The sequence below is a fragment of the Rugamonas violacea genome, from assembly GCF_016461825.1.
GTDB lineage: Bacteria > Pseudomonadota > Gammaproteobacteria > Burkholderiales > Burkholderiaceae_D > Rugamonas.
In genome coordinates, this window is sequence record NZ_JAEMNU010000100.1 from 1 (window position 1) to 21,209 (window position 21,209).

18 protein-coding genes are annotated in these 21,209 nt (G+C 64.8%); 11 read left to right on the forward strand and 7 right to left on the reverse strand.

Annotated features, from left to right (window positions below):
* Positions 1–328 precede the first annotated feature (328 nt).
* From H7U20_RS18970 to H7U20_RS18990, 5 genes are read right to left on the reverse strand one after another with little or no spacing between them, the layout of a single operon-like run.
* Complete coding sequence (locus H7U20_RS18970; RefSeq protein ID WP_199760713.1) at positions 329–994, reverse strand: hypothetical protein; 666 nt, start codon at positions 992–994, stop codon at positions 329–331.
* Positions 995–1,007: 13 nt separating this feature from the next.
* The gene (locus H7U20_RS18975) at positions 1,008–3,041 is read right to left on the reverse strand and encodes a hypothetical protein (protein ID WP_199760714.1); all 2,034 of its coding nucleotides are present in this window, start codon (positions 3,039–3,041) and stop codon (positions 1,008–1,010) included.
* A gap of 9 nt (positions 3,042–3,050) precedes the next feature.
* On the reverse strand, positions 3,051–4,646 hold the full coding sequence (locus H7U20_RS18980; RefSeq protein WP_199760715.1) for a hypothetical protein: 1,596 nt from the start codon (positions 4,644–4,646) through the stop codon (positions 3,051–3,053).
* Between the two features lie 44 nt (positions 4,647–4,690).
* Positions 4,691–5,185: a tetratricopeptide repeat protein gene (locus tag H7U20_RS18985; RefSeq protein WP_199760716.1), complete on the reverse strand. Its 495-nt coding sequence runs from the start codon at positions 5,183–5,185 to the stop codon at positions 4,691–4,693.
* Positions 5,182–5,550 (reverse strand): hypothetical protein, encoded by a 369-nt coding sequence (locus H7U20_RS18990; RefSeq protein ID WP_199760717.1) that lies wholly within the window; start codon positions 5,548–5,550, stop codon positions 5,182–5,184. The genes H7U20_RS18985 and H7U20_RS18990 overlap by 4 nt, the downstream gene beginning before the upstream one ends.
* A gap of 434 nt (positions 5,551–5,984) precedes the next feature.
* Between H7U20_RS18990 and H7U20_RS18995 the strand changes: the two genes are divergently transcribed.
* A complete protein-coding gene (locus H7U20_RS18995; RefSeq protein WP_199760718.1) occupies positions 5,985–6,695 on the forward strand; it encodes a DsbA family protein in 711 nt (236 codons plus the stop codon).
* Between the two features lie 77 nt (positions 6,696–6,772).
* On the opposite strand, the gene H7U20_RS19000 is transcribed toward H7U20_RS18995, so the two are convergent.
* Positions 6,773–7,333, reverse strand: a complete 561-nt coding sequence (locus tag H7U20_RS19000) for a PRC-barrel domain-containing protein (RefSeq protein ID WP_199760719.1) — start codon at positions 7,331–7,333, stop codon at positions 6,773–6,775.
* 250 nt (positions 7,334–7,583) lie between these two features.
* On the opposite strand from H7U20_RS19000, the gene H7U20_RS19005 reads away from it, so the two are divergent.
* From H7U20_RS19005 to H7U20_RS19020, 4 genes are all read left to right on the forward strand, one after another.
* The gene (locus H7U20_RS19005) at positions 7,584–8,309 is read left to right on the forward strand and encodes an SIMPL domain-containing protein (protein WP_199760720.1); all 726 of its coding nucleotides are present in this window, start codon (positions 7,584–7,586) and stop codon (positions 8,307–8,309) included.
* 1 nt (position 8,310) lies between these two features.
* The gene (locus H7U20_RS19010) at positions 8,311–9,129 is read left to right on the forward strand and encodes a 4'-phosphopantetheinyl transferase family protein (RefSeq protein ID WP_199760721.1); all 819 of its coding nucleotides are present in this window, start codon (positions 8,311–8,313) and stop codon (positions 9,127–9,129) included.
* 92 nt (positions 9,130–9,221) lie between these two features.
* Positions 9,222–9,560 (forward strand): hypothetical protein, encoded by a 339-nt coding sequence (locus tag H7U20_RS19015; protein WP_199760722.1) that lies wholly within the window; start codon positions 9,222–9,224, stop codon positions 9,558–9,560.
* 222 nt (positions 9,561–9,782) lie between these two features.
* Positions 9,783–11,999 carry a TonB-dependent receptor gene (locus H7U20_RS19020; protein WP_199760723.1) on the forward strand — a complete coding sequence of 739 codons (2,217 nt, stop codon included), beginning with the start codon at positions 9,783–9,785 and terminating at the stop codon, positions 11,997–11,999.
* A gap of 108 nt (positions 12,000–12,107) precedes the next feature.
* Here the strand turns inward: H7U20_RS19020 and H7U20_RS19025 are convergent, their stop codons facing one another.
* Positions 12,108–12,350: a hypothetical protein gene (locus tag H7U20_RS19025; protein WP_199760724.1), complete on the reverse strand. Its 243-nt coding sequence runs from the start codon at positions 12,348–12,350 to the stop codon at positions 12,108–12,110.
* A gap of 467 nt (positions 12,351–12,817) precedes the next feature.
* Between H7U20_RS19025 and H7U20_RS19030 the strand changes: the two genes are divergently transcribed.
* The 6 genes from H7U20_RS19030 (at position 12,818) to dhbA (ending at position 21,208) form a co-directional block, all read left to right on the forward strand.
* On the forward strand, positions 12,818–14,134 hold the full coding sequence (locus tag H7U20_RS19030) for an enoyl ACP reductase FabMG family protein (RefSeq protein WP_199760725.1): 1,317 nt from the start codon (positions 12,818–12,820) through the stop codon (positions 14,132–14,134).
* A gap of 362 nt (positions 14,135–14,496) precedes the next feature.
* On the forward strand, positions 14,497–16,431 hold the full coding sequence (locus H7U20_RS19035; RefSeq protein ID WP_199760726.1) for a TonB-dependent receptor domain-containing protein: 1,935 nt from the start codon (positions 14,497–14,499) through the stop codon (positions 16,429–16,431).
* A gap of 126 nt (positions 16,432–16,557) precedes the next feature.
* Positions 16,558–17,829: an isochorismate synthase gene (locus H7U20_RS19040; RefSeq protein ID WP_199760727.1), complete on the forward strand. Its 1,272-nt coding sequence runs from the start codon at positions 16,558–16,560 to the stop codon at positions 17,827–17,829.
* Positions 17,826–19,457 carry a (2,3-dihydroxybenzoyl)adenylate synthase gene (locus tag H7U20_RS19045; protein ID WP_199760728.1) on the forward strand — a complete coding sequence of 544 codons (1,632 nt, stop codon included), beginning with the start codon at positions 17,826–17,828 and terminating at the stop codon, positions 19,455–19,457. Before H7U20_RS19040 ends, H7U20_RS19045 begins: the two co-directional genes overlap by 4 nt.
* A 40-nt stretch (positions 19,458–19,497) precedes the next feature.
* Entirely contained in the window at positions 19,498–20,367 is an 870-nt protein-coding gene (locus tag H7U20_RS19050; RefSeq protein ID WP_199760729.1) for an isochorismatase, read from the forward strand.
* A gap of 7 nt (positions 20,368–20,374) precedes the next feature.
* Positions 20,375–21,208: a 2,3-dihydro-2,3-dihydroxybenzoate dehydrogenase gene (gene dhbA / locus H7U20_RS19055; RefSeq protein WP_199760730.1), complete on the forward strand. Its 834-nt coding sequence runs from the start codon at positions 20,375–20,377 to the stop codon at positions 21,206–21,208.
* Position 21,209 lies beyond the last annotated feature (1 nt).

Genomic DNA, 21,209 nt, shown 5'->3' on the forward strand with positions numbered 1-21,209 from the left:
TCGTTGGGATGGATAAGTGTACTCAAAACGTGCCGTGCCTTGAAGAGGGGCCAGCTACGGAAAGGTGCATAATCACACGAATCTAAACAGCTAGATGGCATGCGGCGTATAGGTTCCCGCCTTCGCGGGAACGACGGTTTTTAGAGGTGCCCTGAAAGTGTCAGGACGCGGCACGGAGTAGGGATGCCTGTAGGATTGTTGGCGCCACTGAGAAATGATAGCTTCAGCAAAAAAAAACGGCTCAGCATATAGCTGAACCGCTTTTTCTTTCACTGCGCTCGCCGCCAGTCAGCGCTTGTGGCGCTGAGCTGGGGCCGCTGGCGTCGACTTAGTCGCCCAGCACGGCGACTGGCGCGTCCGATGCCTTGGTCGGTGGGTTTTTCACGCCGACGGCGCTGAAGACCTTAGGCACTTTGGTGATCAGGTTGGCGGCCAGTTCCAGCTGGTTCTTCAGGCTGCCGGCGGCGTCCTTGACGGTGCCCAGTTTCGACAGGTTGGCCGGGTTGCCGGTCAGACCGCTGATGACGCCGGACGATTGACCGACCAGTTCCTTGTCTTTCAAGGCGGCCAGGATGAAGTTGGAGGCGGCGCCGGCCAGTTTCTGCTTCTGCTTGGCGTCCATCTTTTTGATGTCTTCGTTGGCGACCTTGTCGAAGTCCTTGGCGTTCAGCAGGGCGGCCTGCGACTTGACGATCTCTTGTTCGATCGCGCCTTTTTCCTTGGCGTCGGTTTTTTCGCTGGCTTGTTTTTTCAGCGCGTCGATCTTGGCGATCTCTTCTTTCGAGGCCAGCGAGGAGGCCATCTGGTCGAGCGAACTGCGCATCAGGGTTTCGGCGATGCCGGCGTTTTTCAGGAAGCCGTCGACGTCGACGCTGGCGCCGCTCGAACCGCCCAGGCTAGGCAGCGACAGGCCGCCCAGACCGGCTTGGGCGCCGGCGCTGGCGCCAAGGATCAGAACGATGGCTGCGGTTTGTACGGAGGTGCGGAAGTTCATGGTGTCGCCTTCTTCAGTTGGTTGTGGGTAAAACGATTTTTGTTGCGAGCGTGCCCATCAGCTTGTCGGCCTCGTCGAGCACGTCCTGCAGGATCAGCTTGTTCACGTCGCCGGCGCGGCTGGACTTTTGGTAGCCGGTGCTCTTGAAGTTGCCTTCCAGGCCTTGCTTGGCGAGCACGGCGCCGTCCTTGCGCTGGCGCAGCGTGTAGCGCGCCGTCATGACGCGCTGGCAGGTGTCGCCGCATTCCTCGGCGCCGGCGTCGACCCGCTGCACCGGCTGCACGCACAGGGCGACGCTCGGCACGTCCCATTTGATGGCGGCGCTGAAGCCGCTGCCGGCGTGGATGGTGGCGTCGGCGATCTGGCGCACTTCGGGGGCGTAGTAGGGGCCGGGCATGGCGCGCGCCAGGGCGACCGAGCTGACGTTTTCGAAGTCGGGGGTCTTGACGGAGCCCAGGCTCTCGGCGTCCGGGCACAAGGTGAAGGCGGTGGCCGACTTCGGCGCGGTGCCCAGGCGCAAGGCCTCGAACACGTCGCCGGGCTGGACGGCCGGCTGGCCCTTGCCCAATGGCAGCAGGGTGGCCAGCGCCGTGTCGGCGCCGTTGCGCGCGCCGGCCACCGCCTCGTAGACGGGGAACAGCACGCTGCGGCTCTTGCCGGCGATGTTGAACTGGGTCGGGTGCAGCACGTAGCCGGGCGCCTTGTTGGCGTAGACCTGGTTGGGCGTGCTGACCAGCACGCCGTCGGCGTCGGCGCGCTTGACGGTGGCCGTGTCGGGCTTGCCCTCGGCCATCTCGCCCATCTTTTGCGCCAGGGCCAGCAGGGCGTTCTTGATGGCGATCTCGCGCCGCGCCTGCGGCGCCAGGTCGAGGCCGCGCACCACGTCGATGGTCTGGGCGTCGTGGCCGGCGGCGGCGAACAGCACGCGGCCGCTGGTGTCGATCAGCTCGGCGTAGGCCTTGGCCTGGACGCCGCGCTTGGTCTGGAAGCCCAGGTTGGTGTTGGTCTCGTGCTGGATCGGGTCGCTCACGCGCAGGCGCACGATCAGGTCGGGGGTGTCGCGCTGGCTGGTGGTGCTGCTGCTCAGGTCGGCGCTCTGCACCACCGCCTTGAGCAGGCCGGCGAAGCTGGAGTTGACCTGCACCATGGTCAGCGGCGCCTTGGCGGCCAGTTCCTCGGAGAACAGCTGGGTCAGGTAGTCGGCCGAGAAGCCTTCCGGCACCTGGTCCATCACCACGGTGGCGCGCGGGCGCAGGCGGCCGTCGATCTTGCCGACGACGAACTTGTGGAAGCGCGCGCCGGTGCCGATGGCGTCGGCCAGGCCGATGCGGGCGACGGCGTAGTCGGCGGCGGCGTAGACCACCTTGATGTTCTGCGACTGGTCGTCGTCCAGGCTGTCGCCGGACTGGATGCCCTGGCGGTAGCCGCTCGACAACAGCAGCAAGCCGTTCTGCTGGCCGGTGACGGTGGTTTCAATCGTCTTCGGCTGGAACTCGGCGCCGGCCTGCTTGCCCAACTGGGCGATCAACGCCGTCAGCGACTTGGCGTACAACTGGTCTTCCTCGGCCTGGCGGCCGCCGCTGGTCAGCACCGAGGCCGGCAGCAGGGCCGCCGCCGCGTTGGTGCTGGTGGCGGTGAACAGGATCTCGCCGGTGGCGACGTTGGTGAAGTAGACGCTGCCGGTGACCGGGGTCATCAGCTCGTAGTTGCCGTCGGCCTTGGCGGCGTAGTAGGCGGCCATCCGCGTCAGGTGGAAGGAGACGGCGAAGGTGTTGGCGGCCGACTGCTTGTTGAGGGCGCGGATGCGGCCGGCGAAGGCGGCATCCAGGGTCGCCTTGACCTGCTGCGACAACTGGGCGATGTCCTGGCGCTGCATGAAGCGCTGGTCGATCGCCGTGTTGCCGGGGTTCCAGAACACGCCGGCGACGGGGAAGACCATGGCGTCGGCGCTGGCGGCGGCCTGGCCGGCCAGGCCGGCCAGGGCCAGCGCGGCCAGCAGGCGGGCCGGGCGAAGGTTGAACGTGGCGTTGAACATGTGCGCTTTCATTGCGTTCGCTTATTGCTTTTTGGTTTTGGCTTTTGGCTCGGCGCCGCCGCATTTGTTCAGGCACAAGGTCAGCAGCTCGCCCTCGGCCTTGCCGTCGAGCTCCTTGCCGGCGAAGGCGGCCTGAGCGGCGACGGCCGTGTAGACGGCTTCCATCGCGTCGCCCTTGCCCTTCAGGGTGAGGGTCAGGGTGACGCCTTCCGGGCCGTCCGATTTCTTCTCGATGGCGCCGACGCCGTCGACGTCGCGCAGCGCCTTGGAGAAGGCCATGCGCATCGGCAGGCTCAGGTTGGCGCCCTTGAATTCAACGGTGTACTGGCGGCCGCGCGCGGCGCGGTCGGCCCAGTAGCCCAAGGTCGACGAGGCGAACGACGGCGCCATCATGCGCGCCACTTTTTGCGTCGCGGTGGCGGCGCAGGCTTCGATGTTGGCGCCGCTGGCCTGGGTGCTCTCGGCCATCGAGGCGATCAGCTCGCCGCCGGCGGTGGCGTAGGTCTTGACTTCGGCGTTGACGACGCAGCCCAGGTCGCCGGTGGCGGGGTTGCGGTCGCCGGAAATCACGGTGGCCGAACCGACCATCAGGAAGTCGGCGTTGGCCTTGCTGCGGGCGAATTCGGTGAACTTGGTCATTTGCACGCTGTCCGACAGCAGGGCCAGGTTGATCGGCTTGTCGCCGAAGAACTTACCCTTGGCCATGCTGGAGTCGAGCAGGCGCAGATCGTAGTCGCGCAGCTTGCCGGAGAACTCGTTGAGGAACAGCGGACGGCTGGTCGGCTTGGAGGTGTCCTGGTACTTGACCAGTTTCTTGTAGCTGGCCGTCTCGTGGCTGGAGGCGGCGACGTTGCGGGCGTTGATCGAGGCGCTGGCCGATTTCGAATTCGAGGCGGCGGCGTAGTTTTCCTTGGCCGACAGGGCGGCGGCCGAGGATTGGCTGCCGGACACGTTGGTGCGGTTGCCGGCGGCGAAGGATTCGTCGCCCGAGCGGGCCGCCACGGCGGTTTGCGAGCTGCCGTTGACTTTGCTGGCCGAGGCCTGGCTGGCGTTGACGCTGGCGCTGTAGCCGACCGCCGAGTTGGCCGAGGCGCTGGCCGAGGAGGCGCGGACCGACTTGTCGCGGAAGGACGAACCGGCGTCGTATTTCATTTCGACCAGCTCTTCCAGCGGCATGTTCAGGTCGCGCGTGCTGGTGAGGAACTCGTCGACCAGCATCAGGATGCCGAAGGAACGGTCGTTCAGCTTGTCGAGGTCGGTGCCACGGATGGCGTTCTTGATCTGCTTGCGGTCGACGTTGACGGCGACGCGGGTGACGAACTCGCCGCCGACCGACTCTTCCGAGGTGACGCGGATGTCGCGCATCTGCTTGGACACCTCGGCGACGATGGCGGCGAAGCGCTCTTCGCTGGCGTCGAGGGCGGTGGCGTCCTTGATGGCTTTGAGCACGGCGTCGCGCACGGCTTCCTGCTTGGCGGCGCCGCGGATGGCGGCGGCGTTGCCGGCGCCCAGCGGGGCGCGGCCCTCGCCGATGACCGAATCGTCGGCGCTGGCGCCGGCGGCGAGCGCGAGGGTACCCACGGCCACGCAAATGGCCTTTTTCAATACGTTATGCATAGTTTTTCCTTGCTCGGCCGGGCCGAGGCGCAATAGGGGAGGGATTAGTCTTTTGGCATTTCGACGACGATGTCGCCGGCGCGGATCACGGTTTTTTCTTTGCTCTCGCTGATGCCGACGGCGCCGCCGGCGGCGTTAGAGCCACCGACCGATAAAATCGTCTTCTCGCGTTTGGGGAAAGAACTGTCCATTAACTCGGTGAATGCCGCCATATTCAGCAGCGGCTGCAGATTGGCGTTGTTGACGATGTCTTTATCGTCCTTCAAACCCTTTTTGATGGCCGATTCCAATGCCGCCAGGGCCGCGTTCTTATCGCCCAATTGGGCGCGGGCCTGGGCCGCCAGATAATAGCCGTCGTAGGCGTCCGGGGTTTTCTTGATCAGCTCCTCGGCGGTTTTGGCCGCCTCGGTGAAGTTCTTTTGCGTCAGGTTCTGGGTGGCGCGGGTGCGGATCGCGTCGGCGCTGGCGAAGGGGCCGGAATCGCAGGCGGACAGCAGCATGGCGGCGGCGACCGCGATGGTCAGGACGAGTTTTTTCATCGGAAATTTTTCGAAATGGTGATGGAGTAGGAGCGGTTGAACTTGTCCTGGCACAGACCCTGCAGCGCCTGGCCGGTATAGCCGCTGTTGCTGTCGTTGCGGATCTGGATGTAGCACTTCAGCGTCGACGAGTAGGCGCTCAGGTTGCCGGTCAGGGCGAAGCGGCGCGGGCAGTCCGGGTCGTCCGAATTGCGGCATTCCTCGGCCTGCACATACAGCCGCTCGGGGCCGCCGGCGACGGCGTTGTACACCGCCAGATGGGCGCCGTCGGCGACGTAGCGGGCTTCGAGGATCTCTCGTTTGCCGCCGGCGTTGGGGCTCAGTTCGACCGTGTGGAAGGCCGACAGGTCCGGCGTGTCATGCAAATTTTGTGGGTTGTACGGGGCTTCTGGCGGGGTGGCGCAAGCGCAAAGCAGGGCGGACGAAAACAGTGCGGCGACAGCGGAAACATAACGCATGGGGGACTTTGTTTCTAATTTGCAATTTCCGGATGTTATACCAAATCCGCATATCGGCGCAAATTTTATTTGCTAGGAAAGCAATATGTTAATATTATATAAAGTTTTATCTAATATTATTTTGTCAAATTGCGGAGTTGAATTGCGCGGCCCGGCAAGCGGTGGAGCGTGGGGACGATGAGTAAGCGTCGCGCCATGCCACATCGCGCGCAGATCGATACAATCGACTGGATATGTTCGATTCGTGCAACAAACAGTCAACCGGCGCGCGGTTTTTCCGCCGCCGCGATTCCACTACACTCGCTTCATTGCATTTTTGCTGAATTCGAGGAGTCTGACTGATGAACACATTGCGCTTGCACTACTTTTTCGATCCCCTGTGCGGCTTGTGCTACGCCAGCGCGCCGGCCATTTCCGGCCTGGCCCTGGCCTTTCCCGAGTCGCTGGAGTTGATGCCGTCCGGCCTGTTCGCCGACGAGGGGGCGCGCGACCTGTCGCCCGACTGGGCCGACTACGCCTGGCGCAACGACCAGCGCATCGAGCAGCTGACCGGCCAGCGTTTCACCAGCGCCTACCGCGAACAGGTGCTGCGCGGCACCGGCGTGCGCTTCGACTCCGGTCCGGCCAACCATGCGCTGACCGCCGTGCGCGAACTCGATGCGGATCTGGAGTGGCGCTATTTGCAGGCGATCCAACTGCGCCGCTATGTCGACGGCCTGGACACGGCGCAGCCGGCGGTGTTGGGCGCCATTGCGGCGCAAGTGGCGGCAGAATCCGGCATCGACATCGATGCGGCCGCGTTCGCCGAACGCTTGCGCAGCGATGTGGCGCTGAAGCAAGCCACCGCGCGCCGCGTCGCCGTCACGCAGGACGCCATGCGCCGCCTGGGCCGCTTCGGTGTGCCGCAATTGCTGGCCAGCGTGGCCGGGCAGCAGCACGTGTTGCAGGGCGAGGCCTTGCATGGCGGCTTGCCGGCGCTGGTCGCGACGATACAGCGCCTGGGCCAGGCCCTGCCGGCCCAGGCGGACGGCGGCCAGACGCAGGGCGGTTAGACGCAGGGCGGGGCGGGCGACGCCCACGCATCGCCCACCCCGGTCCATACTGTACGACTGCTTGGTGCTACGACTGCCTAGTACTCGTCTTTCCGTTCGCCCGACAGGGTGCCGCTTTGGCTCAGCCCGCCGCTCTGGCTTTGCGCGCCACTGAGGCCGCTGCTCTGCTGGGTGCCGCTTTGCAAGGAACCGCTGCCCTGGCCCATCACGCTGCCGCTGGAAGTGAGGCCGCCGACCCGGTTCTGCTGGGTGCCGTAGAAGCCGTGGATGCTGCTGCTGAACTCGCTGCTGGCCATGTCCGGCCAGTCGTCCTTGTTGAAGCCGGGGGCGGCTTTCAGGCGCTCCTTGGACACGTCGAGCAGGAAGCGTTTGTTGGCGGTGTCCAGTTGCAGACTTTGCCAAGGCACGGCGAACAGCTTGTCGCCCAGGCCCAGCCAACCGCCGAAGGACAACACGGCGTAGGCGATCTGGCCGCTCTGCATGTCCAGCATGATCTCCTTGATATCGCCCAGATCCTCTTCCTGCTGGTTGTAGACGTCCTCGCCGATCAGGGTGTCGGCGCCCATCAGGCGCGGACCCGGTCCCTCGTTGTCGCGGTCACGGTAGATGCCGAAAACATCTCGATCCAAATAGCTCATCTTGTTCTCCTTTGCGGATAGTGTTCCTCGTTGAAATAGACCCGCCGCCGCCCGCCGACTGCTTCATGAATGTTGTCGACATGCGCTTTGCAGGTGTGCTCATCATGCGCAAAGCGCTGTCTTTTTGCTATCGGTGCACGCGCAATGCCGCTGTAGGAGAAAGTTGAGTTCCTGAGGAACATACGGCGGCCGCTTGACGGATGTTAATTTATCAACATAGAATTCCGTTCCCATTCTCGTTGGAGTTGCCATGTTCAAGCAGTTCGTCAAGCAGTGCGCGGTCGCCGGTCTGATGGTTGGCTCGCCTTTGTTGGCGCAGGCCTCGCAATTGCCCGACTATCCCTTCGTGCACGCCAGCGGCACCGCCTTCGTGCACGTGGTGCCCACCCGGGGCGAGGTGGATTTCGACGTCAGCGCCGACGACGCCGAACCTGAGGCGGCGCGCGCCGTGATCGACGGCCGCATCGGCGAGCTGCGCGCGCTGGTGGAGCAGCAGGGACTGAGCGCCAACGATATCGAGGTCAAAGGGGTGCGGCGCGAAATGCAGAACGGCGGCGAGGCCAAGGCCGAGGTCTACAAGCTGCTGTGTAGCGTGCACATCGACGTCAAGGATTTGAGCAAGTGGCGCGCCCTGTTGCAACCCTTGCTGGCGATGAAGAACCTGGACCATTTTTCCGTCACCTTCGGCACGGACGAGCGCGACAAGATCGAGATGGAACTGGCGACGCAGGCGTTGAAGGACGCGCAGCGCCGGGCCGACACGATGGCGCGCGCGGTCGGCAAGCGGGCCGGCGCGGCGACGGCGATCTCGTCGGACCAGTTGAAGAACCTGACCAGCTCCGTCGGCTTGCAAACCGTCAACGACTACACCAACACCAACAAGCAGAAGGGCAAGCAGCCGGAGGGTGGCGATTTGCTGATGGTGAGCTCGTTGAGATTGTCGCAGTCGCTCGACGTGATTTTCCGCATCAAATAACATGCGCCACCACGATATTGTCGACCACGCGGCGCCCGGCCAGTTGTTCGGACTGGACTGGCGCCGCGCGGCCGATGGCGTGGTGTTGCCGTTGGTGCTGGCACGGTTCGACATCGCCGCCTTCGCGGTCGAGCGTTTTGCCGAGGCGGGCCTGGCTTGTCCGGCGCAAATCGCCCGCAGTGTGCGCAAGCGCCAGGCCGAGTATTTTCACGGCCGCCTGTGCGCCCGGCAAGCGCTGGGCGCGCTCGCGGTGACGGCGGCGTCTGGCGCGACGGCGGCGCCGGCTGCGACGGCGGCCGGTTTGGAGGGCGGGCCGGCGGGCGGGCATACGGGCGGGCATAAGGGGGAGGTCGGCATCGGCGCGCAGCGCGAACCCTTGTGGCCGGCCGGCGCGCTCGGCAGCATCAGCCACAGCAAGAGTCTGGCGGTGGCCGTGGTGGCCGAGGCGACGCGCTACGGCGGCATCGGCCTGGACATCGAGGAATGGGCTGACGGCGCCGCCGCCGAGGCGCTGCAGGGCCTGGCTGTGTCGGCGCGGGAAATGGACTATCTGCGCCGCTTCGAGCACAGCTGGGCGCGCGAGCGGCTGCTGACGCTGGTATTTTCGGCCAAGGAAAGTTTCTATAAAGGCGCCTTCGGCGTGGTGGGGCGCTTCTTCGATTTCACCGCGATCGAGCTGGAGCTGCTGGACCTGGACGCCGGCATTGCGCGCTTCGTGCTGGCCGAGACCTTGAGTCCGCAATTCCAGCTTGGCCACAGTGTCACGGTCGAATGTCGCACGCTGGGCGCGACCCACGTGGCCAGCTTGTTTGTTTGGTAAGCGCTTTACGCGGGGCCGCAACTCTCGTAGAATTCGCGCAACTATCGATTTCCCGATTTCCCGATTTCCGCTCGCCCAAGGCCAGCCCACCCATGTTCCGCTTGCAACGCTATTTCAACGGCACCATCCTGACCAAGACCCGGCTCGACCGTGTCCTGGCCGCGCTCGTGCTGTTGATGCTGGCCTTGCAGTTGCTGAGCGTGGGTCAGCACAAGGACGAGCACGTCGGCGCCAAGGCCGATTGCGCCAGTTGCTTCTTCGCCCACCATATACCGTCCGGTTTGCCGCCGGTCGAGCCGGTCGCCGCGCCGGTGTTGGGCTTGGCCAGCTATCCGCTGTTGCAATTCATCACCCACGACTTCCATGCGCGCATCAGCTTCCTGATCCCGCAGTCCCAGGCGCCGCCGCGCCGCCTCTTCCTGTCCGCATAACACTTAGCACTTAGCCTTTGCATGTGCTGCCGCCGCGCCTTTTTGTCGCGCGGCAGCGCCGCACCCGCGACGCCTTGATCGCCGGCCAGCCTTTGCGCTGTCTGCGCTTGTTTGCGCTTGCCTGCGCTCGGCTGCGCGCGTGCTGAGGCCATCTACACAGAATTTCCGGCGGTCGGCTGCGTCAATGCCAATCGGCCGCCATCATCGACAAGAGGCGACACCATGAAACGTATTCCATCCCATCCCACCCTGCGGCCCCTGCCGTTGATCCTGACCGGGCTGTTCCTTGCCGCCGGCGGCGGCGTGCGCGCCGAGACGCTGATCGCCGGCGCCGCCGATGCGGCCAGTGCCAGCGCATCCGCAGCCACCGCATCCGCCGCGTCCACCTCGGCGCCGATGACCACCGTCGAAGTCAGCGCCGCCCATCTGAGGAACGAGCGCATCGAGTTGTCGCCGAAGATAGGCACCACCGTGTATTCGCTGGACCGCCACATGATCGAGGCGTTGGGGCAGGGCGCCGACACGCCGTTCAACGAGATGTTGCTGCGCCTGCCGGGCGTGGACCAGGACTCGAAAGCGTCCGGCGGCCTGCACGTGCGCGACGACCACGCCAATGTGCAATACCGCATCAACGGCGTGCAACTGCCGGAGAGCATCACCGGCTTCGGCCAGTCCATCGACACGCGCTTGGTCGACCAAGTCGACTTCATGACCGGCGCGCTGCCGGCCCAGTTCGGCCTGCGCACGGCCGGCATCGTCGACATCCAGACCAAGGAGGGCGGCAAGCCGGGCGGCCGCGTCGGCGTGCTGATCGGCAGCCATGGCCACGTCGAGCCGGGCGCCGAGGTGTTCGGCAGCCAGGGCGCCTTCAACTACTATCTGTCCGGCAGTTATCTGCAGAACGACCTGGGCATCGAGAACTCGCAGCCCACCAGCCGTGCGCTGCACGACGGCACGCACCAGGGCAAGACCTTCGGCAACCTGTCCTACTTCGTTGACGACAACACCCGGCTGGGCTTGATGTTCGGCAGCTACAACGGCCGCTTCCAGATTCCCAACAATCCGAACCAGGCGCCGGCTTTTTCGTTGACCGGGCAGAGCGACGCGGCGGCCGGCAGCAGCCTGTTGCCATCGTCGCGGCTGGACCAGCAGCAGCGCGAACAGAACCGCTTCGCCGTCGTCTCGCTGCAAAAGAGCCTGGGCGCGCTGAGCTACCAGGTGTCGGCCTTCCATCAGTATTCCGAGCTGCACTATTTGCCCGATCCACTTGGCGACCTGATCTACAACGGCGTCGCCTCGGACACCTTGCGCTCGAATTCGGCCAGCGGATTGCAGCTGGACATGGGCTACAAATTGCACGCCGAGCATACCCTGCGCGGCGGCCTGGCTTACACGCGCCAACGCACGCGCAGCGACAACACGGTGCGTGTCTTTGCCACCGACGATGCCGGCGCGCAAGTGGGTAGCGAGCCGCTGAGCATCGTCGACAATTCCAGCCGGACCGGCAAGCTGTACAGCCTGTACCTACAGGACGAATGGCGCATCGGCGCGCCGTTGACCTTGAACTACGGCCTGCGTTTCGACAAGGTCGACGCCTACACCAATGAGCAGCAGTGGAGTCCGCGCATCAACCTGGCCTATCAACTGGACAAGGACACGGCGCTGCACGCCGGCTATTCGCGCTACTTCACGCCGCCGCCGCAGGAGTTGGCGGCGCAGGGCAGCATCAATCTGTACGCCAACACGACGAACGCGCCGTCGATTGCCGTGTCGGACAATGTGAAGGCCGAACGCAGCCACTATTACGACATCGGCCTGAGCCACCAGCTCAGCGCCAGGCTGACGCTGAGCGCCGACGCCTACTACAAGAAAATCCGTAACCTGCTCGACGAGGGCCAGTTCGGCCAGGCCTTGATTTTGTCGCCGTTTAACTACGCGACGGGGTACGCCAAGGGCTTGGAGTTGTCGGCCGTCTACAGCGAGAAGCAGTGGGGCGGCTATCTGAACCTGGCCACGCAAAAGGCGCAGGGGCGCAACATCGTCTCCGGCCAGGCGCTGATCGATGCGGATGAGTTGGCCTATATCCGCGACCACGATGTCTACCTCGACCACGACCAAACCTTTACCGCGTCGGCCGGTCTGCACTACCACTTCGGCACGACGCAAATCAACGCCGATATGCTGTATGGCAGCGGCCTGCGCATGACGCCGCAAGGCGGCGCGCCGAACTCCGCCTCGCTGCCGTCCCACACGACGTTTAACCTGGGATGGACGCAGGGATGGAAGAACACACTGTTCGGCAACATTGATGGCCGTCTGGCATTGATGAACGTGTTCGACCGCTCGTATCTGCTGCGCGACGGTTCCGGCGTCGGTGTCGGCGCGCCTCAATATGGTGCGCGCCGAACAATCTACGCCGGCATCTCCAGCAACTTCTGAACGAACTGAATGGCCAAATGAAAGCGGCCCGGGACTGGAGTCCGGGGCCGCTTTTTTTCGTTTGAATTTGAAGAAAGCCAATAGATATAAGGCTTTGTTTGATGTCGATCAATTCGACACGCAGTTGATTTTTTGCAGACGGGAAATAATCCAGCTGTCCACATCCTCGCGCACCAACACATCGCGGTCGGCGTCGAGGACGTAACGGTAGCCTTGGAACAAGTAGTTGTCACCGGGCTGGTAACCCAGTGCGCTGGCGCCGTGGATCTCCAGTGGCGCCTTGCCCGGCAGCGGACATTCCTGTAGCAGCTGCTGTATCGAGGGCGGCAAAATGTCGGTGATTGTTTGCATGCTGGCTGCTCTTTCAAGTGAGAGATCAACGGCCTGACGTCACCAAGATAGCACTGTCGGCAGAGCCTGAAAATAGGCCGGCGCGCAAAAATAAAATATAAATATTGATCGCTTTTCCGCGTGGAATTTGCGGAGTATTGCGCCAGCGCCGACGCGGCCGCGGACGCGAAGCAAACTGTCCTTTAGATTCATCGGCTTAGTGTCGGAACTGAATTCGATGCATGACATGGGAAAAGATTCGTCGGGCCGGCGCGCCCATCGTTGTGTTGACGCACATTGCGCGATTCGACGGAAGGCCGGCATCGCAAATACAACAGCGAATATTTCCGCACTCAAACTTGCCGACGCGCACGTCGCCCATGGGTTTCTGCTCCAAAATGGCGCATAATTAGCGGCTGCGCTGTTGGACCAGCAGTCGACGAGGCGTTTGCCGATTTTTTTGTTAATTTTTGAACGAATTGAATACTATGACCGAGATCACGTCCTTACGAGACATTCCAAAAGAAAACATCTTCCGCAAGGGCGACACCTTTGTCCTGTTCGGCGAGTTGTTCGGCCGTGGCTATGTCAACGGCCTGCTGGACGAGGCGCGCAAGGCGGGCATGAACATCGTCGGCATGACGGTGGGCCGGCGCGACGAAAATATGCAACTGCGTCCGCTCGACGCCGAGGAACTGGCGACGGCCGAAGCGAATCTGGGCGGCCGCGTTATCAACGTGCCGCTGATGGCCGGCTTCGATCTGGACGCGCCGGAAGGCGAGCCGACCCCGACCGCGCTGCTGGCCGGCATGACCTTGAAGAACTGGCAGGAAGAAAAGCTCGACTGGGCGCAGATCGAGCGCTGCCGCGCCGCCGGCACGGCCCGTTTCAGCGCCTCGGTGGCCAAGGCCATGGCCGAGCTGGACAGCCTGATTCCCGACGGCAGCAATGTCTACTTCGCCCACACCATGGCCGGCGGCATTCCCAAGGTCAAGGTCTTCCTGGCCATCGCCAACCGCATCTACAAGGGTCGCGGCGAGCGCTTCATGTCCTCGCGGGCGTTGCTCGACAGCGACCTGGGCAAGCTGATTTTGATGAACTTCGACGAAGTCACCGCGAACACCTTCCAACATCTGATCGACGGCAGCGCCGCCATCCGCGCCCGCCTGGAAAACCAGGGCGGCCAGGCGCGCTACAGCGCCTACGGCTACCACGGCACCGAGATCCTGATCGACGACCAATACCAGTGGCAGACCTACAGCAACTACACCCAGGGCCGCGCCAAGATGCGCCTGGAGGACGTCGCCAAGGGCGCCTGGGCCAAGGGTGTCAAGGCCAGCGTGTTCAACTGCCCGGAAATCCGCACCAACTCCTCGGATATCTTCGTCGGCGTCGAGCTGTCGTTGTTCCCCCTGCTGAACGCGCTGAAGAAAGAGGGCGGCGCCGCCTGGAGCCGGCAGCAGTGGGACACTTGCCAGAGCTTGTTGGAAGATGGCGTGTCGTTGCAGGATTTACTCGACCGCATCGCCGCCTACAACGGCGACGCCACCAGCGTCCTGTTCCGCAACTTCGCCGCCTGGCCGATGGACAACACGCCTGAGCTGGCCGAGGTCATGATCGGCACCTCGGACAGCATCACCAAACTGCACAAGACCCGCGAGGCGCTGATCACCGATCATCTGAGCTCGCTGGTGTTGGAGGGCACGGGGCCCTTGATGTTCCACGAAATGTCGGCGCCGCGCGCGCCGGTGATCTGGCTCAACCACGACATCATCGCCCGCCAGTTGAACGCGGTGCACAACTGATCGGACTGCCACCGGCAAAGCTCTGATCGACGGGCGCGCGTTGCGAAACGCGCGCCCGTTGTCGTTTCCGCCATCCCATGTAATGTGCATGCTGCGCTGCGGCGCCGTTGCGGACGCCATGTCCACGTATGCCTGCTCGGCGTCATTTTCCAAGAATGCGCGCCAAAACTCGACAAAATCACCATCCCGTGCGCTGAAAACGCGCATTTCCCCTTGCCTCTGCGGCATTGCCTAAAAAAAATAATGTCAACTTCGTAAATTTTTGTTGCAATGATAAATGAGAATCAGTATCATTCGCATTTTAATGTGTAACTTAATAACAACTGGGTGAGTTGATGTCTATTACAAAAAAAACGTTGGTGATGGCAATTGCAAGTATTGGTTTTCAACCGGTCTACGCGGCCGATGCGGCGAGTTCGGCCGCCAGCGGGGATGTCGAGCAGGTCGTGGTCACGGCCACCTTGCGCGCCCACACCATCGCTTCGGCGCCGGCCTTCATGTCGGTGGTGACGGCGGAGGATATCGCCAAGTCGCCGGTCAACAGCCTGGCCGACTTGCTGCGTGAAACGGTCGGCGTCAGCAACAGCACCGACGGCACCGGTCGCGACGAGATCGTCATCCGCGGCTTGGCCGGCAAGTACACCTTGATGCTGGTCAACGGCAAGCGCCTGTCGTCCGGCGGCGCGCTGTGGCGCGGCGGCGATTTCGACCTCAACTCGATTCCGCTGAGCAGCATCAAGCGCGTCGAGATCGTGCGCGGCCCGATGGCGGCGCTGTACGGTTCGGACGCGATCGGCGGCGTGGTCAATATCATCACCAAGACACCGACCAAGGATTGGAAGAGCACGCTCAGCGGCGAGTACCGCAGCATCGCCTCGGGCGACAAGGGCAGCGAGTACCGCCTCGGCGCCTCCACCTCGGGCGCGATCAACGACCAACTGAGCCTGTCGATCAGCGGCGAAACCTCGGACCGCGACGCCTGGTACGCCACTTCGGCGAACGACACCACCCGTCCGCCGCGCCTGGAAGAAAAGAACACCCGCAACCTGGTGTCCACCGTCAGCTACCAGTTGTCCGACAAGCAGAGCATCGACCTCGACCTGGGCTATAACAACGACCACCGTCCGCGCGGCATGTACTACTACTCGCTCAATCCGCGCAACCAGAAAGAATCGCGCGACTACCGCGACCAGGAAATCACCCGTTACACCTTCGGCCTGACGCACCGGGCGGAATGGGACTGGGGCAGCACCACCGCTTACTTCAACCGCGAACAGGTCACCATCGAAGACTTCAACAGCCGTTACGCCGCGCCGCAGTCGCACACGCTGAAGGAGGAGAACACCTACGGCAAGATGTACGCCAACTTCGTGCTGGGCATCAACTCGATCAGCGCCGGGATCGACCTGCGCAAGCAGGTCATCAAGGACCCGCTGACCTATCTGCAAACCGGCAAGCACACGGTCAACAACCAGGCGCTGTTCCTGGAGGACGAGATCGCCCTGAACAAGGACCTGAGCCTGACCCTGGCCGGCCGCGCCGACCACGCCGACTCCTTCGGCAACCACTACTCGCCGAAGGCCTACCTGACCTATCAGGCGAGCAGCACGGTGACCGTCAAGGGCGGCGTCAGCAAGGCCTTCAAGGCGCCGGAAGCCTATCAGCTGAGCAAGGAATACAGCGTCATCAGCTGCGGCGGCGGTTGCTACCTGGCCGGCAATCCGACTCTGCAACCGGAAAAAAGCCTGAACTACGAGTTCGGTGTCGAGTTGCACCAGCAGCATTGGAACCTGAGCGGCGCCGTCTTCAAGAACGATGTCGACAACATGATCATCGCCACCTACGACGGCGTGGCCAACACCCGGCAGTGGGTCAACGTGGCCAAGGCCAAGACCAGCGGCCTGGAAGTGCAGGGCGATGTCGACCTGAACAAGGACGTCTCGCTGAGCGCCAACTACACCCGCCTGCGCGCCGACTACACCGACGAGACCGGCAAAGAGGTCAAGATGGAGAACCGGCCGAAGAACCTGGCCAACATCACCTTGAATTGGAAGCCGATGGACCGTCTGCAAACGTCGCTGTCGGCCCATTACACCGGCGAGCAGTTCTACCTGGGCAAGACCCTGCCGGCCTACACCCGCGTCGATCTGGCCTTGTCCGGCAAGGTCAACGACAAGCTGACGGTGCGCACCGGTGTCAAGAACCTGACCGATGTGAACCTGGAGAAGAAGAGCAAGGACTTCCTGTCCTACGAGCTGGGCCGCAACTATTACGTGAGCGCCACGTACAACTTCTAAACACGGCGCTTGTTTGATCGCCTGATGGAATGCCCTGCAGCCGGGCATTCCTTTTTGATTGGAGGGATTGAGATGACGATATCAGTACCAAGCGGAGAAGAGGGACGCCTGTCCGCGCAGGCGAGCATGCAATTTTTGTCGGCCCACCGCTGCATACGCGCCGAGGGTGTCGCCGAGCGCATCCGCCTGCCGGTCGACGCCGACGGCCAGGGCGACGCGGGCTTCCAGCGCGCCGTCGCCGAGGCCCTGCAGCACGCCCGCAACCGTGGCGTGGTCAAGCCCATCGTCGTGGGGGCGATTCCATTCGACCTGAGCCAGCCGGTCTACCTGACCATTCCCCAGCGTTACGAGATGAGCACGCGCGAGACCTTGGCGGCGTTGGACGCGCTCGACGCGCAGTTGACGCCGAGCCGGCCGCCGGCGCGGATGCCGGCCTTGCTGAGCGCGCACAGCGTGCCCGAGGCGGCCCGCTTCAAACAGGCGGTGCAACAGGTGGTCGCCAACTTCCAATTCAGCGACATCCGCAAGGCGGTGTTGTCGCGCATGCTGGAGCTGGAACTGGCGGCGCCGGTCGACGCCGCGCAGATTTTCGCCCGCCTGATGGCGCAAAACAGCAGCGGCTACCACTTCCGCCTGCCGTTGGCGGACGGCGCCGAACTGGTCGGCGCCAGTCCCGAGTTGCTGGTGCGCACGGAAGGCGGCCGCCTGTATTCGAATCCGCTGGCCGGTTCGGCCAAGCGGCAAGGCAACGCCGAGCTGGACTTCCAGGTCAGCAACGCGCTGCTGCAGTCCGGCAAGGACGGCTATGAACACAGCCTGGTGATCCAGGACATCGAGCGGGTGCTGGCGCCGCTGTGCCGCACGCTGGACGTGCCGCCGCAGCCGGCCCTGCTCAGCACGGCCGCCATGTGGCACCTGTCGACCCGCATCGAGGGCGAGCTGGCCGATCCGGCCATGACGGCGCTGCAACTGGCCTGCCGCCTGCATCCGACGCCCGCCGTGTGCGGCTATCCGACGCGCCTGGCGCGCAAATTGATCGAGTTGGTCGAGCCGTTCGAGCGCGGCATGTTCAGCGGCATGGTCGGCTGGTGCGACGGCGAGGGCAACGGCGAATGGGCGGTGACGATCCGTTGCGGCCGCATCCAGGGCAAGCGCATTCAACTGTTCGCCGGCGCCGGCATCGTCGCCGATTCCTGCCCGGAATCGGAGTGGGCCGAGACGCAGGCCAAGCTGCAAACCATGCTCAACGCGGTCGGCGTGGCGCTGCCGGCCGGCACCGGCAACACGGCCGCCGCCGCCAACACTGCCGCCAACACCGCCGCCGGGCCCGCCGCGGCGCAGGACGGCAAGGCCGGCGCCAACGCCGTGCAAACCCAACGCAGCGAGGAGCTGGCATGATCGAATTCACCCCTTGGCCGGCCGAGTTCGCCCGCCGCTACCGCGAACGCGGCTACTGGCAAGACCTGTCGCTGGGCGAGGTGCTGAGCCGCAACGTGGCGCTGCGGCCCGACGCCGCCGCCATCCTGTGCGGCGAGCGCAGCTACAGCTACGCCGAGTTGGAGCGCCAGGCCGAGCGGTTGGCCCAGGCGCTGCTGGCGCGCGGCCTGCGCGCCGGCGACACGGCCCTGGTGCAACTGCCCAACGTGGCCGAATTCTATGTCAGCTTCTTCGCGCTGCTGAAGATCGGCGTGGCGCCGGTCAACGCGCTGTTCAGCCATCAACGGCTGGAGCTGTCGTCCTACGCCCAGCAGCTGCAACCGCGCCTGCTGATCGCGGCGGCCGGCCACGGCCTGTTTGGCGACGGCGCCTTCGTCGGCGAGCTGCGCCGCCTGGCGCCGGCGCTGGACACGGTGCTGGTGCTGGGCGCCAACGGCTATGCCGACGAGCTGTCCGGCCTGTTGACCGTCGAGCGGGAGCGCGACGCCCCGGCGATGCCGGCGCAGCCGTCGGCGCCGTCCGAGGTGGCCTTCTTCCAGCTGTCCGGCGGCAGCACCGGCACGCCCAAGCTGATCCCGCGCACCCACAACGATTACCACTACAGCGTGCGGCGCAGCGCCGAGATCTGCCGGCTCGACGACAGCACGCGCTTCCTCTGCGCGCTGCCGGCGGCGCACAATTTTTTGCTGAGCTCGCCCGGCGCGCTGGGCGTATTCCACGCCGGCGGCACGGTGGTGCTGGCGCTGGACCCCGAGCCGCTGCGCTGCTTCGAACTGATCGCGCGCCACGGCGTGACGATGGCGGCGCTGGTGCCGTCGGCCGTGGCGCTGTGGTTGCAGGCGGCGCCGGGCCGGCGCGGGCAGCTGGCCAGCTTGCGCCTGTTGCAGGTGGGCGGCGCCAGCTTCGCCGAGGCGCTGGCGCGGCGCGTGCCGGAGGAATTCGGCTGCCGTCTGCAGCAGGTGTTCGGCATGGCCGAGGGCCTGGTCAACTACACCCGCCTGAGCGACAGCGACGAACACGTCTACACCACCCAGGGTTGCCCGATGAGCCCCGATGACGAGGTGCGCGTGGTCGACCTCGACGGCGAGCCGGTGGCCGACGGCGTCAGCGGCATGCTGACCACGCGCGGCCCCTACACCTTCCGTGGCTATTACCGCGCGGCGGAGCACAACGCCCGCGTGATCGACGCCGACGGCTTCTACGCCACCGGCGACCTGGTGCAGCGCGGCGCCGACGGCTACCTGCGCGTGGTCGGCCGGGTCAAGGACCAGATCAACCGGGGCGGCGAGAAGATCGCCGCCGAGGAGGTCGAGAACCTGCTGCTGAAGCATCCCGGCATCGTCCAGGCGGCGCTGATCTCGGTGCCCGACGAGCTGCTCGGCGAGAAGAGTTGCGCCTGCGTCGTGCTGTCCGACGCCACGCTGCGCCCGGTCACGCTGCGCAAGTTCCTGCGCGAGCAGGGCGTGGCCGACTTCAAGCTGCCCGACCGCTTCCTGGTCCTCGAACGGCTGCCGCTGACCGCCGTCGGCAAGACCGACAAGCAAACCCTGCGCGCCCAGTTGCACGCCGAGGCGGCGGTTGTCGCCTGAGTTGAATTCACCGACCATACGATTTGATTGAGAGAGATCCATGTCCATTCCCGCCATTTCCAGCTACACCATGCCGCCGGCCGGCGAACTGCCGGTCAACCGCGTGCACTGGCAGGTCGAGCCGCAGCGCGCCGTGCTGCTGATCCACGATATGCAGGACTACTTCCTGCGCTTCTACGGCGCCGACAATCCGCTGCTGCGCCAACTGGTCGACAACATCGCGGCGATCCGCCTGTGGGCCAAGTCGGTCGGCGTGCCGGTGGTGTACACCGCGCAGCCGACCAAGCAAAGCCCGCAGGAACGGGCGCTGCTCAACGACATGTGGGGCCCCGGCCTGACCACCGCCGACCCGGCGCTGCAGCAGGTGCACGCGGCGCTGGCGCCGGACGCCGACGACACGGTGCTGGTCAAGTGGCGCTACAGCGCCTTCCAGCGCTCGCCGCTGGAGCAGATGATGCGCGAGCAGGGCCGCGACCAGTTGCTGATCGTCGGCGTCTACGCCCACATCGGCTGCCTGACCACGGCGCTGGACGCCTTCATGCGCGACATCCAGGCCTTCCTGGTGGCCGACGCGGTGGCCGACTTTTCCGAGCGCGAGCACCGCATGGCGCTGGACTATGTCGCCGGCCGCTGCGGCGCGGTGATCGACACCGCCAGCCTGCTGCCGTCGCCGGCGCTGGCGTTCACGCGCGAGCGTCTCAAGTTGATGCTGTTGCGGCACATCGACGAGGCCGAGGGCGAGGTCGACCCGGACGACAACCTGATGGACTACGGCCTCGATTCGGTGCAGGTGATGGCCCTGGTGGCCGAGTGGAAGAAGCTCGGCCTGGACGTCAACTTCGCCGACCTGGCCAAGACCCCGACGCTGAACGCGTGGTGGGACTTGCTGGCGCAGCGGCAGGCGGCGTGAGCGGACCATGAAACGGGACGACTCGGTCGAACTGGCGCGCACCCATCCGCTGCGGCCGGAGCACGGCCCGCTGCTACAGTTCGAGGGCAAGCAGGTCTGGGTGACGGGCGCCGGGCAGGGCATCGGCTACCAGATCGCGCTGGCCTTCCGCCAGTTGGGCGCGCGGGTGGTCGGCATCGACCGCCACTTCGACAGCGAGCTGGGCACCCGCCAGGGCAAGCGCTATCCGTTCAAGACGGCGCGGCTGGACATCGCCGACCGCGCCCAAGTCGAGCGGACCTGCCGCCAACTGCTGCTGGAGACGCCGCAACTGGACGTGCTGGTCAACGCCGCCGGCGTGCTGCGCCTGGGCGCGCTGGAGACGTTCAGCGAGGAGGACTGGAAGAGCACCTTCGACATCAACGTCGGCGGCGTCTTCTATCTGCTGCGCGAGCTGATCCCGCAGTTCAAGGCGCAGCGCGGCGGCGCCATCGTCAGCGTGGCGTCGAACGCGGCCCACGTGCCGCGCATGAACATGGGCGCCTACTGCGCCTCGAAGGCGGCGCTGGTGAGTTTGAGCCATTGCGCCGCGCTGGAGCTGGCCGAGTTCGGCGTGCGCTGCAACCTGGTCTCGCCCGGCTCGACCGACACGCCGATGCTGCGCGCCATGCTGCCCGGCGAGGCCGCCCTGCAGCGCACCATCGACGGCCTGCCGGACATGTTCAAGCTCGGCATCCCGCTGAAGAAAATCGCCACCGCCAAGGAGGTGGCCAACGCCGTGCTGTTCCTGGCCTCCGACCTGGCCAGCCACATCACCATGCAGGACCTGGTGGTGGACGGCGGCGCGACGCTGGCCGCCTGAG

Bases quoted from the DNA above. Each gene is read 5' to 3' on its own strand.
- H7U20_RS18970 (WP_199760713.1), bottom strand. From the start codon at position 994: ATGAACTTCCGCACCTCCGTACAAACCGCAGCCATCGTTCTGATCCTT.
- H7U20_RS18975 (WP_199760714.1), bottom strand. From the start codon at position 3,041: ATGAAAGCGCACATGTTCAACGCCACGTTCAACCTTCGCCCGGCCCGC.
- H7U20_RS18980 (WP_199760715.1), bottom strand. From the start codon at position 4,646: ATGCATAACGTATTGAAAAAGGCCATTTGCGTGGCCGTGGGTACCCTC.
- H7U20_RS18985 (WP_199760716.1), bottom strand. From the start codon at position 5,185: ATGAAAAAACTCGTCCTGACCATCGCGGTCGCCGCCGCCATGCTGCTG.
- H7U20_RS18995 (WP_199760718.1), top strand. From the start codon at position 5,985: ATGAACACATTGCGCTTGCACTACTTTTTCGATCCCCTGTGCGGCTTG.
- H7U20_RS19000 (WP_199760719.1), bottom strand. From the start codon at position 7,333: ATGAGCTATTTGGATCGAGATGTTTTCGGCATCTACCGTGACCGCGAC.
- H7U20_RS19005 (WP_199760720.1), top strand. From the start codon at position 7,584: ATGTTCAAGCAGTTCGTCAAGCAGTGCGCGGTCGCCGGTCTGATGGTT.
- H7U20_RS19010 (WP_199760721.1), top strand. From the start codon at position 8,311: ATGCGCCACCACGATATTGTCGACCACGCGGCGCCCGGCCAGTTGTTC.
- H7U20_RS19015 (WP_199760722.1), top strand. From the start codon at position 9,222: ATGTTCCGCTTGCAACGCTATTTCAACGGCACCATCCTGACCAAGACC.
- H7U20_RS19020 (WP_199760723.1), top strand. From the start codon at position 9,783: ATGAAACGTATTCCATCCCATCCCACCCTGCGGCCCCTGCCGTTGATC.
- H7U20_RS19025 (WP_199760724.1), bottom strand. From the start codon at position 12,350: ATGCAAACAATCACCGACATTTTGCCGCCCTCGATACAGCAGCTGCTA.
- H7U20_RS19030 (WP_199760725.1), top strand. From the start codon at position 12,818: ATGACCGAGATCACGTCCTTACGAGACATTCCAAAAGAAAACATCTTC.
- H7U20_RS19035 (WP_199760726.1), top strand. From the start codon at position 14,497: ATGGCAATTGCAAGTATTGGTTTTCAACCGGTCTACGCGGCCGATGCG.
- H7U20_RS19040 (WP_199760727.1), top strand. From the start codon at position 16,558: ATGCAATTTTTGTCGGCCCACCGCTGCATACGCGCCGAGGGTGTCGCC.
- H7U20_RS19045 (WP_199760728.1), top strand. From the start codon at position 17,826: ATGATCGAATTCACCCCTTGGCCGGCCGAGTTCGCCCGCCGCTACCGC.
- H7U20_RS19050 (WP_199760729.1), top strand. From the start codon at position 19,498: ATGTCCATTCCCGCCATTTCCAGCTACACCATGCCGCCGGCCGGCGAA.
- dhbA (WP_199760730.1), top strand. From the start codon at position 20,375: ATGAAACGGGACGACTCGGTCGAACTGGCGCGCACCCATCCGCTGCGG.